The sequence below is a fragment of the Bradyrhizobium septentrionale genome, assembly GCF_011516645.4.
GTDB lineage: Bacteria > Pseudomonadota > Alphaproteobacteria > Rhizobiales > Xanthobacteraceae > Bradyrhizobium > Bradyrhizobium septentrionale.
Window position 1 is genome coordinate 9,134,075 of the sequence record NZ_CP088285.1, and the last position, 13,706, is coordinate 9,147,780.

General features: G+C 66.3%; 13 protein-coding genes. 10 read left to right on the forward strand and 3 right to left on the reverse strand.

From position 1 onward, the window contains the following. Positions 1-133 precede the first annotated feature (133 nt). The 3 genes from HAP48_RS45940 to HAP48_RS45950 all read left to right on the forward strand — a co-directional run bounded on the left by HAP48_RS45940 (position 134) and on the right by HAP48_RS45950 (position 2,861). Positions 134-1,489: a 3-carboxy-cis,cis-muconate cycloisomerase gene (locus HAP48_RS45940; RefSeq protein ID WP_166206841.1), complete on the forward strand. Its 1,356-nt coding sequence runs from the start codon at positions 134-136 to the stop codon at positions 1,487-1,489. Between the two features lie 89 nt (positions 1,490-1,578). Then, the gene (gene pcaD, locus HAP48_RS45945; RefSeq protein ID WP_166206844.1) at positions 1,579-2,361 is read left to right on the forward strand and encodes a 3-oxoadipate enol-lactonase; all 783 of its coding nucleotides are present in this window, start codon (positions 1,579-1,581) and stop codon (positions 2,359-2,361) included. Positions 2,362-2,468: 107 nt separating this feature from the next. Continuing rightward, complete coding sequence (locus HAP48_RS45950) at positions 2,469-2,861, forward strand: carboxymuconolactone decarboxylase family protein (protein WP_166206847.1); 393 nt, start codon at positions 2,469-2,471, stop codon at positions 2,859-2,861. On the opposite strand, the gene HAP48_RS45955 is transcribed toward HAP48_RS45950, so the two are convergent. After that, the gene (locus tag HAP48_RS45955; RefSeq protein ID WP_166206850.1) at positions 2,841-3,371 is read right to left on the reverse strand and encodes a hypothetical protein; all 531 of its coding nucleotides are present in this window, start codon (positions 3,369-3,371) and stop codon (positions 2,841-2,843) included. The genes HAP48_RS45950 and HAP48_RS45955 overlap by 21 nt on opposite strands. A 516-nt stretch (positions 3,372-3,887) precedes the next feature. Between HAP48_RS45955 and HAP48_RS45960 the strand changes: the two genes are divergently transcribed. From HAP48_RS45960 to HAP48_RS45985, 6 genes are all read left to right on the forward strand, one after another. Continuing rightward, positions 3,888-4,805, forward strand: coding sequence for an ABC transporter permease subunit (locus HAP48_RS45960; RefSeq protein WP_166206853.1), 918 nt, complete (start codon positions 3,888-3,890; stop codon positions 4,803-4,805). A gap of 10 nt (positions 4,806-4,815) precedes the next feature. After that, positions 4,816-6,141, forward strand: coding sequence for a high-affinity branched-chain amino acid ABC transporter permease LivM (gene livM / locus HAP48_RS45965; RefSeq protein ID WP_166206856.1), 1,326 nt, complete (start codon positions 4,816-4,818; stop codon positions 6,139-6,141). Then, entirely contained in the window at positions 6,138-6,971 is an 834-nt protein-coding gene (locus HAP48_RS45970) for an ABC transporter ATP-binding protein (protein ID WP_166206859.1), read from the forward strand. The genes livM and HAP48_RS45970 overlap by 4 nt, the downstream gene beginning before the upstream one ends. Further along, positions 6,968-7,717 (forward strand): ABC transporter ATP-binding protein, encoded by a 750-nt coding sequence (locus HAP48_RS45975; protein ID WP_166206862.1) that lies wholly within the window; start codon positions 6,968-6,970, stop codon positions 7,715-7,717. Before HAP48_RS45970 ends, HAP48_RS45975 begins: the two co-directional genes overlap by 4 nt. Positions 7,718-7,871: 154 nt before the next feature. After that, positions 7,872-8,990, forward strand: a complete 1,119-nt coding sequence (locus HAP48_RS45980) for a branched-chain amino acid ABC transporter substrate-binding protein (RefSeq protein WP_166206865.1) — start codon at positions 7,872-7,874, stop codon at positions 8,988-8,990. A 177-nt stretch (positions 8,991-9,167) separates the two neighbouring features. Then, positions 9,168-10,163: a P1 family peptidase gene (locus HAP48_RS45985; protein WP_166206868.1), complete on the forward strand. Its 996-nt coding sequence runs from the start codon at positions 9,168-9,170 to the stop codon at positions 10,161-10,163. Positions 10,164-10,297: 134 nt separating this feature from the next. On the opposite strand, the gene HAP48_RS45990 is transcribed toward HAP48_RS45985, so the two are convergent. Then, a complete protein-coding gene (locus HAP48_RS45990; RefSeq protein WP_166206872.1) occupies positions 10,298-11,113 on the reverse strand; it encodes an EF-hand domain-containing protein in 816 nt (271 codons plus the stop codon). 252 nt (positions 11,114-11,365) lie between these two features. Between HAP48_RS45990 and rpe the strand changes: the two genes are divergently transcribed. After that, positions 11,366-12,067, forward strand: a complete 702-nt coding sequence (gene rpe / locus HAP48_RS45995; protein ID WP_166206876.1) for a ribulose-phosphate 3-epimerase — start codon at positions 11,366-11,368, stop codon at positions 12,065-12,067. A gap of 174 nt (positions 12,068-12,241) precedes the next feature. Here the strand turns inward: rpe and HAP48_RS46000 are convergent, their stop codons facing one another. Continuing rightward, positions 12,242-13,702 (reverse strand): serine/threonine protein kinase, encoded by a 1,461-nt coding sequence (locus HAP48_RS46000; RefSeq protein WP_166215776.1) that lies wholly within the window; start codon positions 13,700-13,702, stop codon positions 12,242-12,244. Positions 13,703-13,706: the final 4 nt, after the last annotated feature.

The window sequence follows — 13,706 nt, forward strand, 5'->3', positions numbered from 1 at the left end:
GATGAGCGATGCATATTCGCAACTGCAGCAAGACGCGTCCGCCGTTCACAAAATCGCGCGATCGGCGCTGTCGAAAATGGCGGCAGCGGCGGGGCATTGGCAGGAGCGCGCGACAGTGGTTAGGTCGCGCGCCATGAGCACAGCCCTCTCCCCCCTGCTTGCGCCGATGCTGTCGAGCGCCGCGATGCGCGCGGTGTGCGACGATGCCGCCACCCTGCAGAACATGCTGGATTTCGAGGCCGCGCTGGCCCGCGCCGAGGTGGCCTGCGGGGTGATTCCTGCCGCTGCCGCCGGCCCGATCGCCGCCGCCTGCAAGGCCGAATCATTCGACCTGGCCGCGCTGGCGGACGCCGCGACGCGGTCGGGCAATCTGGCGATCCCGCTCGTGAAGGCCCTGACCGCCAACGTCGCCAAGGCGGATGCCGAGGCTTCGCGCTATGTGCATTGGGGCGCGACCAGCCAGGACGTCATCGACACCGCGACGATGCTGAGCTTGCGTGCCGGGATCGATGCGCTGCTCGCCGACCTCAACCGCGCCGTTGCCGGGTTTGCCACCCTGGCGCGCGCCCATCGCAATACTGCGGTGGTGGCACGGACCTGGTTGCAGCACGCGCTGCCGATGCCGTTCGGACTAAAACTCGCCGAATATGCCGCGGCCCTGCATCGCTCCCGCAAGCGGCTGCAACGGCTGCGCCGCGAGACGCTGGCGCTGCAATTCGGCGGCGCCGCCGGCACGCTCGCCGCACTCGGCAACAGGGGCCTCGCAGTCGCCACGCAGCTTGCCAAGGAGTTGGACCTGCCGTTGCCGGATGCGCCCTGGCATACCCATCGCGACCGCATCGCGGAGGCTGCGTCGGTGTTTGCCATCCTCGCCGGCAGCTGCGGCAAGATCGCACGCGACGTCTCGCTGATGATGCAAACCGATGTCGGCGAGGCGTTCGAGCCGGCCGGCGCCGGCCGCGGCGGCTCTTCCACCATGCCGCACAAGCGCAATCCGGTCGCCGCCGCCAGTGCGCTGGGCGCCGCGACCATGGCGCCGAACCTCGCCGCCACGATCTTTGCCGCGCAGGTACAGGATCACGAGCGCAGCGCCGGCCCGTGGCATGCGGAATGGCCGACATTGCCTAGCCTGATGCTGGTGACGTCAGGCGCGCTCGCCGCGATAGTCGATCTCGCCGAGGGGCTCGAGGTCGATGCGGCGCGGATGCGCTCCAATCTGGAGACGACCGGCGGGCTGATTATGGCGGAGGCGGTCGCGATGGCGCTGGCCGAGACGATCGGCAAGAGCGACGCCCATCATCTGATCGAGGCCGCCAGCAAGAAAGCGGTCGCCGAGAACAAGCATCTGCGCGACGTGCTGTCATCAGATGCAAAGATCACCGCGCATCTCGACGCCAGGCGAATCGCAGAACTGTTCGAGCCGAGGGCCTATCAGGGCGCCTCACAAGCGCTGATCGACCGATTGCTTGCGACGCTGGACGAAAATTAGCACGGATGTCATTGCCGGGCTTGACCCGGCAATCCATCATCGCAGATGGATGCGCGGATCAAGTCCGCGCATGACGAGGGGAAAAATCGATGCCTATGATCAACGCCGACGGGTGCCTGCTCAACGTCCAGGTAGACGGCCGCGACGGCGGACCGACCCTGATGCTGTCGAACTCGCTTGGCTGCACGCTGCAGATGTGGGAGCCGCAGATGCCGGCGCTGACGCAGATGTTCCGCGTCATCCGCTACGACCGCAGGGGTCACGGCAAATCCGGCGTGCCGGCGGGCCCCTACTCCATGGAGCGCTTCGGCCGCGACGTGCTTGATATCCTCGACGACCTCAACATCGACAAGGTGCATTGGTGCGGGCTGTCGATGGGCGGCATGGTCGGGCAATGGCTCGGCGCCAACGCGCCTGAGAGATTCGGCAAGATCATCCTCGCCAACACCGCCTGCTACTATCCCGATCCGACCAACTGGCTGAACCGCATCAAGGCGGTGAAGGAAGGCGGCATCGCCGCCGTCGCCGACACCGTGATCGCGGGCTGGCTGACCGCTGACTTCCGCGAGCGCGAGCCGGAGACCACCGCACGCATGAAGGCGATGCTGATAGCCTCGCCGGTCGAAGGCTATCTCGCCTGCTGCGAGGCGCTGTCGACGCTCGACCAGCGCGCGCTGCTGCCTGGGATCAAGAGCCCGACCCTGGTGATCGCAGGAAAGCAGGACATGGCGACGCCGGTGTCGGCCGGCGAAATGATCCGCAGCGGCATTCCCGGCGCCAGCATGACGCTGCTCGATGCCGCGCACATCTCCAATGTCGAACAATCGCACGCCTTCACCGAAGCCGTGGTCGGCTTCCTGACGCAACGGTGACAACAAAGATCGTCATTGCGAGCGAAGCGAAGCAATCCATGTCACCGCTTGCCTAGGCATGGATTGCTTCGTCGCTTCGCTCCTCGCAATGACGGGAGGAGACATCAATGGACGACAATCAACGCCGCGACGACGGCATGACGCAGCGCCGCAAGGTGCTGGGCAATGAATGGGTCGACAAGTCGATCACAAATCGCAACGCCTTCAACACCGACTTCCAGGACCTGATCACCCGCTATGCGTGGGGCGACATCTGGACCCGGCCGCATTTCGATCATCGCACGCGGCGGGTGCTGGTGATCGGCACCATGGTCGCGCTCGGCCAGTGGGACGAATTCCGCCTGCATGTGCGCGCGGCCCTCAGCGAAGGCGGCTTCACCCCTGAAGACATCAAGGAGATCCTGCTGCAGCAGGCGATCTATTGCGGCGTGCCCGCGGCCAATCACGCCGTCAAGGAAGCCGGCGCGATCATTGCCGAACTAGGGCTGCTGAAGGGATAGCTCGCTCGCCGGCGCGCTCGCCTCGGTGGCGGGCGCCTCGGCAGTTCGCTTCGGCGAGGTCTCGAACAGCATCACGATCGCGGTGCCGAGCAGCATCAAGAGCTCCGCGGCATGCGTGCGCAGCGCTTCGATCTCGCCGACTTTGGATGCCATCATCATGCTGGCGAAGCTCAGCACGCTGCCGAGGCAGAGCGCCACCGCAAGCGCCTCGTCGCTGCCGCTGCCGCGGCTCTTGCGGAACGGCGCAAAGGCGGCCATCGCGAGGAACACCGCGAAGAACGCCACCACGGTGATCCGTGCCAGCGCCAGCAGCCATGCGAGCCGCACCGTCGCCATCTTGGCAAGGTGCAGATGGTCGCTCGCATACAGCGCGATCGACACGCTCGGCCGCTCATAGAGGCCGTGGATCGGCGACACCATGATGGTGAAGGCGATGATGGTCCAGACCGGAATGAAATAGGCCGCAAGCAGCGCGCCGTTGAAGGAGCTGATCCGCCAGTTACTCGACATTGCCGCTTCCCGTGGTTCCGACGCCTTATCAGAATGGCGACGGTTCAGCCTGCGAGGTAACGCCGATCAATTGCCGGCGGCAATTTAAACCCTTTGTTTACCTTAACTGGGCTGGGGATTGCTTGGGGACGGCCAAGGCCGTGCCAAAACGGCGCGGAAAAAAGGGCCCCGCCCTTCCGCTCGCGAGACCGTCAGTGACGCAGTTGCGCGGGGAACACGGGTTCCGGCGTGATCATTGCAGGGCAACGGCGTGTCGGCCCTGTGACATCGGAACCGCACCCGCCGAAGTAGTTATGTACAAGCCCTTTCGGCGGCAGCCAGCACTGTTGCCGCCGCCGGGGTTCCACTGTTAGAAAATGACACGACGCGACGGATCAGGCTGCCGGGGGCCTCGCCGCGTCACCCTCGACGTAGCGTTTTCGAGCGAAGTGGGAACCGGTTCGCGTGAAGAAAACGCGTCCAAATCAACACGAGAGCCCGCTCGGTTCTCAACCGAACAGGCTCTAACGGCAGCGCATGGATTATTTCGCCCAGCAACTGATCAACGGCCTCGTGCTCGGTTCGATCTACGGCCTGATCGCCATCGGCTACACGATGGTCTACGGCATCGTCGGCATGATCAACTTCGCCCACGGCGACATCTTCATGATCGGCGGCTTCATCGCGCTGATCTCCTTCCTGGTGCTGGTGTCGCTCGGCCTCACCGCGATCCCCCTCATCCTGCTGATCGTGCTGCTGGTCTCGATGGCGATCACCGCGCTCTATGGCTGGACCATCGAGCGCATCGCCTATCGTCCCTTGCGGCATTCGTTCCGCCTGGCGCCGATGCTGTCGGCAATCGGCATGTCGTTCGTGCTGACCAACTTCTCGCAGGTGTCGCAGGGCGCGCGGGTGAAGCCGGTGCCGCCGATCATCACCGGCGGCTACACGCTGCATGAAGGCCCGGCGGGATTTGCCGTGCAGCTCTCCAACGTCCAGATCATGGTCGTGCTCGCCACCATCGTGGTGCTTGCGCTGTTCACCTGGCTGGTGTCGCGCACCCGGCTCGGACGCGACATGCGCGCCTGCGAGCAGGACCAGACCATGGCCGCGCTGCTCGGCGTCGACGTCGACCGCACCATCTCGATGACCTTCGTGATCGGCGCCGCGCTCGCCGCCGTCGCCGGCATGATGTACCTGCTGTATTACGGCCTGGTCGATTTCTTCATGGGCTTCGTCGCCGGCATCAAGGCGTTCACCGCCGCGGTGCTCGGCGGTATCGGCTCGCTGCCGGGCGCGATGCTCGGCGGGCTCGCGATCGGCCTGATCGAGACGATGTGGTCGGCCTATTTCTCCGTGGAGTACAAGGACGTCGCCGCGTTCTCGATCCTGATCGTGGTGCTGATCTTCATGCCGACCGGCCTGCTTGGCCGTCCCGAAGTCGAAAAAGTCTGACAGGCACTTCGTGAGCGCGACCTCAGCCCGCCCATCGCCCGCCGCGCAGCCCTCGGGCGGCGCCTTCATTCTCAAGAAAGCCCTGATCAGCGCCGCCGTCGCGCTGGTGCTGTTCTCGCTGATGATCGGCGTGCGCACCGAGGCCGGACCGCAAGGCGGCCTGATCTACTGGACGCGGTTCGGCGACCTCGCCGCCATGGTCGGCACCGTATTCGGCGGCAGCATCATCGTCGAGCTGCTGCGGCAATGGTGGGGGCCGATCGACAAGGACCGCATCGTGCCGAAACCGGTGCAATCAGCGATGTCGTTCGCCGGACGATGGCTCGCCCCCGCGCTGCTGGTGTTCGCCTTCCTCGTGCCGGTCATCTTCTACAACCAGCGCTACATTCTCGACCTTTCGATCCTGGTCCTGACCTATGTGATGCTGGGATGGGGATTGAACGTCGTGGTCGGCCTCGCCGGACTGCTCGACCTCGGCTATGTCGCCTTCTATGCGGTCGGCGCCTATTCCTACGCCCTGCTGGCCACCAATTTCGGATTGTCGTTCTGGGTCTGCCTGCCGCTCGCCGGTATCCTGGCGGCGTTCTGGGGCGTGCTGCTCGGCTTCCCGGTGCTGCGGCTGCGCGGCGACTATCTCGCGATCGTGACGCTCGCCTTCGGCGAGATCATCCGCCTCGTCATCATCAACTGGCAGAGCCTGACCGGCGGCCCCAACGGCGTCTCGGGGATTCCGCGCCCGACCATGTTCGGCATTCCGCTGACGCCGGGCGATGATGGGCTCGCCGCCAGGCTCGGCATCGAGTTTTCGCCGACCCACCGCCTCGTCTTCCTGTTCTATCTGATCCTGGCGATGGCGCTGCTCACCAACTGGGTGACGATCCGGCTGCGGCGGCTGCCGATCGGCCGCGCCTGGGAGGCGCTGCGCGAGGACGAGGTCGCCTGCCGCGCGCTCGGCATCAACACCACGACCACCAAGCTGACGGCGTTCGCGACGGGAGCGATGTTCGGCGGCCTCGCCGGCGCGTTCTTCGCCACGCGGCAGGGCTTCATCAGTCCGGAATCCTTCACCTTCCAGGAATCGGCGCTGGTGCTGGCGATCGTCGTGCTCGGCGGCATGGGCTCGCAGCTCGGCGTCGCGCTCGCCGCGCTGACCATGATCGGCGGCTTCGAACTGTTCCGCGGCTTCGATCAATACCGCATGCTGGTGTTCGGCATGGCCATGGTGGTGTTGATGATCTGGCGGCCGCGTGGGCTGATCGGCCATCGCGCGCCGACCGTGTTCCTGGAACGCAACCAGGCGATCTCGTCCGACCTCGTCAAGGAGGGCCACGGATGAGCGCCGACCACATCCTCAGCGTCGACCGCCTGATGATGCGCTTCGGCGGCATCGTCGCGGTCAACGAACTCTCCTTCGCGGCCGAGCGGCGCAAGATCACCGCGCTGATCGGGCCGAACGGCGCCGGCAAGACCACCGTCTTCAACTGCATCACCGGTTTCTACCGGCCGAGCGGCGGCACAATCCGCCTCACCCACGACGACGGCCGCAGCATCCAGCTCGAGCGGCTGAACGATTTCCGCATCTCCAAGCAGGCCAAGGTGGCCCGCACGTTCCAGAACATCCGGTTGTTTCCCGGCATGACCGCGCTGGAAAATCTGATGGTCGCCCAGCACAACGCGCTGATGCGCGCCTCGGGCCTGACCCTGCTCGGCCTGCTCGGTCTGCCATCCTGGCGCGAGGCCGAGCAGCGCGCCATCGAACTGGCGCGGACCTGGCTCGAGCGCGTCGGCCTGCTCGACCGCGCCGACGATGCCGCGGGCAATTTGCCCTATGGCGACCAGCGGCGGCTCGAGATCGCGCGCGCGATGTGCACCGAGCCTGCGCTGCTCTGCCTCGACGAGCCGGCGGCGGGGTTGAACGCGCGCGAGAGCGGCGGGCTCAACGAGCTCCTGCTGTCGATCCGCAACGAACAGGGCACCTCGATCCTGCTGATCGAGCACGACATGTCGGTGGTGATGGAGATCTCCGATCACGTCGTGGTCATGGACTATGGCGTCAAGATCGCCGAGGGCACGCCGCAGGCCGTGCGCGACGACCCCAAGGTGATCGCCGCCTATCTCGGCGCCGACGAGGAAGAGGCGATCGCCGTGATGGAGAGCGGCACGTGAGCGCAGTATCGGCAACCACCCCTCTCCTCGCGGTGCGCGGCGTGCGTGCGGCTTACGGCAGGATCGAGGCGCTGAAGGGCGTCGACATCGAGATCAATGCCGGCGAGATCGTTGCCCTGATCGGCGCCAATGGCGCCGGCAAGTCGACGCTGATGATGACGATCTTCGGCCGGCCGCGCGCCCGCGCCGGCCGGATCGAATTCGACGGCAATGACATCACCGGCGTGCCGACCCACGAGATCGCGCGGCTGCGCATCGCGCAATCGCCCGAGGGCCGGCGAATCTTTCCGCGCATGAGCGTCGCGGAAAACCTGCAGATGGGCGCCGATGCCACCGAATGCAGCGACGCCGAACGCGCGAGCGGGCTGGAGCGCGTGTTTGCGCTATTTCCGCGGCTGAAGGAGCGCGTCGCGCAGCGCGGCGGCACGCTGTCGGGCGGCGAGCAGCAGATGCTGGCGATCGGCCGCGCCTTGATGAGCCGGCCGCGGCTGTTGATGCTGGATGAGCCTTCGCTGGGGCTCGCGCCGCTGATCGCGCGGCAAATCTTCGACGCCATCCGCACGCTGAACCGGCAGGACGGCCTCACCGTCCTGATCGTCGAGCAGAACGCCAACCATGCGCTGAAGCTCGCCCATCGCGGCTATGTCATGGTCAACGGCCTGATCACGCTGGCCGGAACCGGCGCCGAATTGCTGCAGCGCCCGGAAATCCGCGCCGCCTATCTGGAAGGCGGCCGCCGCGGCTAGCGCCGCCCCGAGCAGCAAGATGCGGCGGATGCAGCGTCGATTTGCCTGAAAATTGCCGGTGACTTCGCCGCGAAATCAGCCGAGAATGCCCGCGGTTTTGGGGCCCGGCGTGCCGGGCCCTTCCGCTAGAGGCAATGACCACGAGGGACGTCTCATGAAATCACTGAAGCTGATCGGCCTGGCATTGGGCGCTTCGTTCGCATTATCGGCGAGCGCGTTCGCGCAAGACATCACGATCGCCGTCGCGGGCCCGATGACGGGCTCCGAATCCGCTTTCGGCCGGCAGATGAAGAACGGCGCCGAACAGGCAGTCGCCGACATCAACGCCGCCGGCGGCGTGCTCGGCAAGAAGCTCGCGCTGGAATCCAATGACGACGCCTGCGATCCGAAGCAGGCGCGCTCGATCGCGGAAAAGATCGGCTCCTCGAAGATCCCGTTCGTGGCCGGCCATTTCTGCTCGTCGTCCTCGATCCCGGCCTCCGAGGCCTATGCCGACGCCAACGTGCTGCAAATCACCCCGGCCTCGACCAACCCGCTGTTCACCGAGCGCAAGCTCTGGAACGTGGCGCGGGTCTGCGGCCGTGACGACCAGCAGGGCCTCGTCGCCGCCGACTACATCGCGAAGGCCTACAAGGGCAAGAACATCGCGATCCTGAACGACAAGACCACCTACGGCAAAGGCCTCGCCGACGAGACCAAGAAGGCGCTCAACAAGGCCGGCATCACCGAGAAGGTCAACGAGTCCTACAACAAGGGCGACAAGGACTTCAACGCGATCGTCTCGCGCCTGAAGAAGGAGAGCATCGATCTGGTCTATGTCGGCGGCTACCATCAGGAAGCCGGCCTGATCCTGCGCCAGATGCGTGACCAGGGCCTGCAGGCGGTGCTGATGGCGGGCGACGCCATGAACGACAAGGAGTTCGCCTCGATCGCCGGCCCGGCCGCTGAAGGCACGCTGTTCACCTTCGGTCCCGACCCGCGCAACAAGCCGACCGCGAAGGCGATCGTCGAGAAGTTCAAGGCCAAGAACATCGATCCCGAAGGCTACACGCTCTACACCTACGCGGCGATGCAGGTCTGGACCCAGGCTGCGGCCAAGGCCAAGACCACCGACGCCAAGAAGGTGATGGAGACCATCAAGGCCGGCGAGTGGGACACCGTGCTCGGCAAGATGGCCTTCGACGCCAAGGGCGACATCAAGGCGATCGACTACGTCGTCTACAAGTGGGACGCCAAGGGCAATTACACCGAGATCAATCCGAAGGGCTCCTGAGCCGCTCGCATCTAATCTGAATCCGAGAACAACGCCCCGGTTCGCCGGGGCGTTTTTTTGACCTGAGGCCTGCAAGTCTTACCGCAAGTCGCCGCTAGCGCGTGCACCGACGCGGTTGATGCATCCGCGGCGGCTGCTATACCGGATCGATCGGACAGCAGGCGGACGGACGCAATCGTGAAAAACCTTCTCACCGATATTGCCGGCGTCAGCGTCGGCCATGCCGACGACACGGTGATCGCTTCCGGCGTCACCGCCATTCTGTTCGAGCGGCCGGCTGTCGCCTCGATCGATGTCCGCGGCGGCGGTCCCGGCACCCGCGAGGACGCCCTCCTTTCCCCCCATAACGTCGTCGAGGCGATCGACGCCATCACGCTGTCGGGCGGCTCCGCGCTCGGGCTCGATGCCGCAGGCGGCGTGCAGGCCTGGCTCGCCGAGCGCGGCCGCGGCTTTCGCGTCCGCGACGCGGTGATCCCGATCGTGCCCGGCGCGATCTGCTTCGATCTGCTCAACGGCGGCAATAAGGCGTGGGGGCGCTTTCCGCCCTATCGCGACCTCGGCTATGCGGCTGCGAATGCCGCCTCTGACACCTTCGAGCTCGGCAGCGTCGGCGCCGGCATGGGCGCGACCACCGCCAATTTGAAAGGCGGCCTCGGCTCGGCGTCTGACGTGACCGACGACGGCGTCAAGGTCGCGGCGCTCGCGGTGGTCAACGCGGTCGGCAGCGTGACGGTCGGCGGCGGCCCGTGGTTCTGGGCGGCGCCGTTCGAGGTCGATAGCGAGTTCGGCGGCCGCGGCCTGCCGCCGTCGTTCACGCAGGACATGCTGAAGGTGCGGCTCAAGGGCGGCGCGGACGCCACCGCTGCCGAGAACACCACGCTGGTCGTGGTCGTGACCGATGCGCAGCTGACCAAGCCGCAGGCGCGGCGCCTTGCGATGATCGCGCAGACCGGCATGGCGCGCGCGATCTATCCGGTGCACGCTCCGCTCGATGGCGATGTGGTGTTTGCCGCCGCGACCGGCGCCAAGCCGATCGATCCGCTGTTCGGGCTGACCAAGCTCGGTGCGATCGCGGCCAACACGGTGGCGCGCGCGATCGCCCGCGGCGTCCATTCGGCGACCGCCCTGCCCTTCCCCGGCGCGCTGCCGAGCTGGCGGGACAGGTTTGGTTAGCCATAAGAGATTCGTTCGCGCAGCCCTATCATCGTCATTGCGAGCGAAGCGAAGCAATCCACAGCGCCGCTTGCCGAGATATGGATTGCTTCGTCGCTGCGCTCCTCGCAATGACGGCTACTAGCAAATCCACCTTACGCGCTGACCGACACGCTCGAGGAAGCCTGCGCGGAGATCGCCTGCGCCTGGCGCTGGATCAGCTGCTCGATGAAATTGTAGGACGAGGTCGCGCTGCTGCTGGCGGAGGACGAGGTCGTGCTGCTGGTGGTGGAGGCCGCCGCCGGCGATGTCATCGACACCTTCGAGCCGTCGGCATAGGTCATCGTGGTGGTGGTCGAGCCGTCGCTGTTGGTCACCGAGGTCGAGGTTGCGCCGTCGAGCGCCTGCATCAAGGGATCGGAGCTCGATCCGCTGCTGGAGCCGGACCCATCGGTCGCGCCGCCGGCGGCGTGATGGTGATGATGGCCGCCGCCCTTGTGGCCCTGCAGCGCCTGCGACATCTCGTCGAGGCTGACGCTGCCGTCGCCATTGGCATCGAGCTTGGCGAACACGTCGTCGGCCTGTGCGGTGTTGGTGCCGCCGGCGCCGAGCGCATTCTCGAATTCGGACTGGGTGATCTGGCCGTTGCCGTCGGCGTCGATCTGCGAGAACAGGTCCTGCAGCGCGTCCGACCGGCTGGTCGGGGTCGTGCTGGTGGAGGACGTGGTCTGCGATTGGCTCTGCGCGGCGAGTAGTGCGCTCATTGTCTCCGCCGAAATCTGCGTCGAGCCAGAGCCCGATCCAGCGCTGGTGCTCGTGCTGGTCGACGTCGAGGTGCTGGTCGCGGGCGCGAACAGGCCGGTCGACGGACTTCCCGAACTGGAGCTGCCCGTCTGCGCCGTCGACTTCGACGACATCAGCGAGCTGAGAAGATCGATGGCGGACGACGCAGCGCCTAACGCAAATAGCATGGCAATACTCCAACAAGGCCGCGGCCCCGCGGCTCAAACGCTTGTCAGTGGCTCAGCAAGGGGTGTGCCATGGCAAAAACCCAATAAAACCAGGCCTTGGCGCACCGATGCGGGTTCCGCGCACCCGGCAAGAGCTGCCGCCAGGGGCAGATTTTTCCGGTCTCCGAGCGCCGTCCGCTCGCATTGCCCGCCACGCGTCCGCATGTTAGGCGGGATCACCCGTCGCCCCCTGAAGTCTTTCGGAACTGCGCTATGACTCAGTCATTCACCCCGCGTCCCCTCGTTATCGCGCCGTCGATCCTGGCGTCGGATTTCTCAAAGCTCGGCGAGGAGGTCCGTGCCGTCGACCAGGCCGGCGCCGACTGGATCCATCTCGACGTGATGGACGGCCACTTTGTGCCGAACATCTCGTATGGCCCCGACGTCATCAAGGCGATGCGGCCGCACACCAAGAAGATCTTCGACGCCCATCTGATGATCTCGCCCTGCGACCCCTATCTCGAAGCCTTCGCCAAGGCGGGCTGCGATCACATCACCGTCCATGCCGAGGCCGGCCCACATCTGCATCGCTCGCTGCAGGCGATCCGCGCGCTCGGCAAGAAGGCCGGCGTCTCGCTCAATCCGGGCACGCCGCCGAGCGCGATCGAATATGTGCTCGACCTGATCGACCTCGTGCTGGTCATGTCGGTCAATCCCGGCTTCGGTGGCCAGGCCTTCATCCGCTCGGCGATCGGCAAGATCTCTGACGTCAGGGCAATGACGGCCGGCCGGCCGATCGACATCGAGGTCGATGGCGGCGTTGCGCCCGACGTCGCGGGCCAGCTTGCCGCCGCAGGCGCCAACGCCTTTGTCGCGGGCTCCGCGGTGTTCAAGGGCGGCACGGTCGAGGCCTACAAGACCAACATCGCCGCGATCCGCAACGCCGCCGCCGAGGCGCGCGGCGAAGCGATCTAGCCGCGGCAAGCAGGATCACTCCGCAGGTTCGGAGCGCCTGATCCGATCGGTCGTCCCACAGACTCGTCATGCCCGGGCTTGTCCCGGGCATCCACGTCTTGGTTTCTCGACGAAGAAAGACGTGGATGGCCGGGACAAGCCCGGCCATGACGATGAGATATTGGCGGCAGCCGATTAGAACAACGCGGGCGGCGTGACCGCGGCATCCGCCGCGTCGTCGCCCGCATCCGTCGCCGGCGCCAGCCGCGACGGCCGCACCACCGTTACCGTGCACGGCGCTTCCGCGGCGACCTTGGCGGAGACGCTGCCGAGCAGCGCGCGCCGCATCGAGGTCTGCCGCGCGCCGATGATGATGTGATCGACCAGATTGACATCGGCGAATTCCAGGATCGCCGCCGCCGGATCGATCGCCTCCAACACATGCACGGTCAGCCGGCTCTCCTCCAGCCTGAACGGCCGCGCCCAGTGCTGCAGCGCCACCAGGCGGTCGATGTGCTTGTTCTGGCCCTGCTCGTCATGGGTGCGATCGATCGCCAGCCGATTGAGCTTCAGCACGTTGACGCAGGCGAGCCGCGCCGACGGCGACGTCGACAGCACCCGCTCGGCAGTGATCCGGATGGTGTCATTCAGCGTCTCGGCGCCCTCGCCGAGATCGAGCGCGACGGCAACGATCGGGCTCGAGGCGAGTTGCGCCGCGACATCGGACTTCGGCTGCGGCGGCGCCGCACCGAGATTGAAGCGGCGGCGCCAGACCGTGCTAAGTGGATCGCGGTTGAGCCGCTGCGCCCGCGCCGTCAACTTGACCTGCTCGGGGTGGCCGAGATCGAAGGCAAGCTGCGCCGCGGTCGGATAGCGCGCGGCCGGGTCGATCTCGAGACACCGCAGCACGATCTCCTGCAGCCACGGCGGATAATCGGGCCTCAGTTCGCGCGGCGGATACGGATCGCGCCACAGCCGCCGGCGCATCCCGCGCAGGGTCTCGGTCTCGCCGAACGGGCGGACGCCGGTGGTAAAGAAATAGAGCAGCACGCCGAGCGAAAACAGGTCGCTGCGTGGATCGTCGCGCACCCCGAGCAGACGCTCCGGCGCCATGTAGGGCGCGGTGCCGTAAGGCAGCCGAAACTCCTCCTGCAGCAAGTCGGGCAGATGGTTGTGATGCGAGAGACCGAAATCGATCAGCACCGCCTCTCCGCGCTCGCGGAACATGATGCTGCTCGGCTTGATGTCGTGATGGATGACGTTCTGCCGGTGCAGGCTGGCGAGCGCGCTGGCGACCTTGCCGCCGATCACCCTCGCCTCGTCATAGGGCAGCGGCAGATCGCCGAGCCGCTTGTAGAGCGTCTGGCCTGGAATGCGCTCCATCACCACAAAGGCCTGGCGCTCGAAGTCGCCGGTGCCGAAACAGGCCGGCACGTGCAGCCCGGACAGCCGCGGCAGGATCATCTGCTCCATCTCGAAGCTGACGATCGCGGCCGGATCCTCGCCCTCCGAGGTGAGCGGCACCTTCATCAGGAGCGGCACGGTGATGCCGGGATGGGTGACGCTCCACAGCGTCGCCATGCCGCCGCGGTGCACCCGATCGCCGATGGTGAAGCCATCGATCTCGGCGCCCGGCCGCATCGTCAGCGCCGCCATGTCA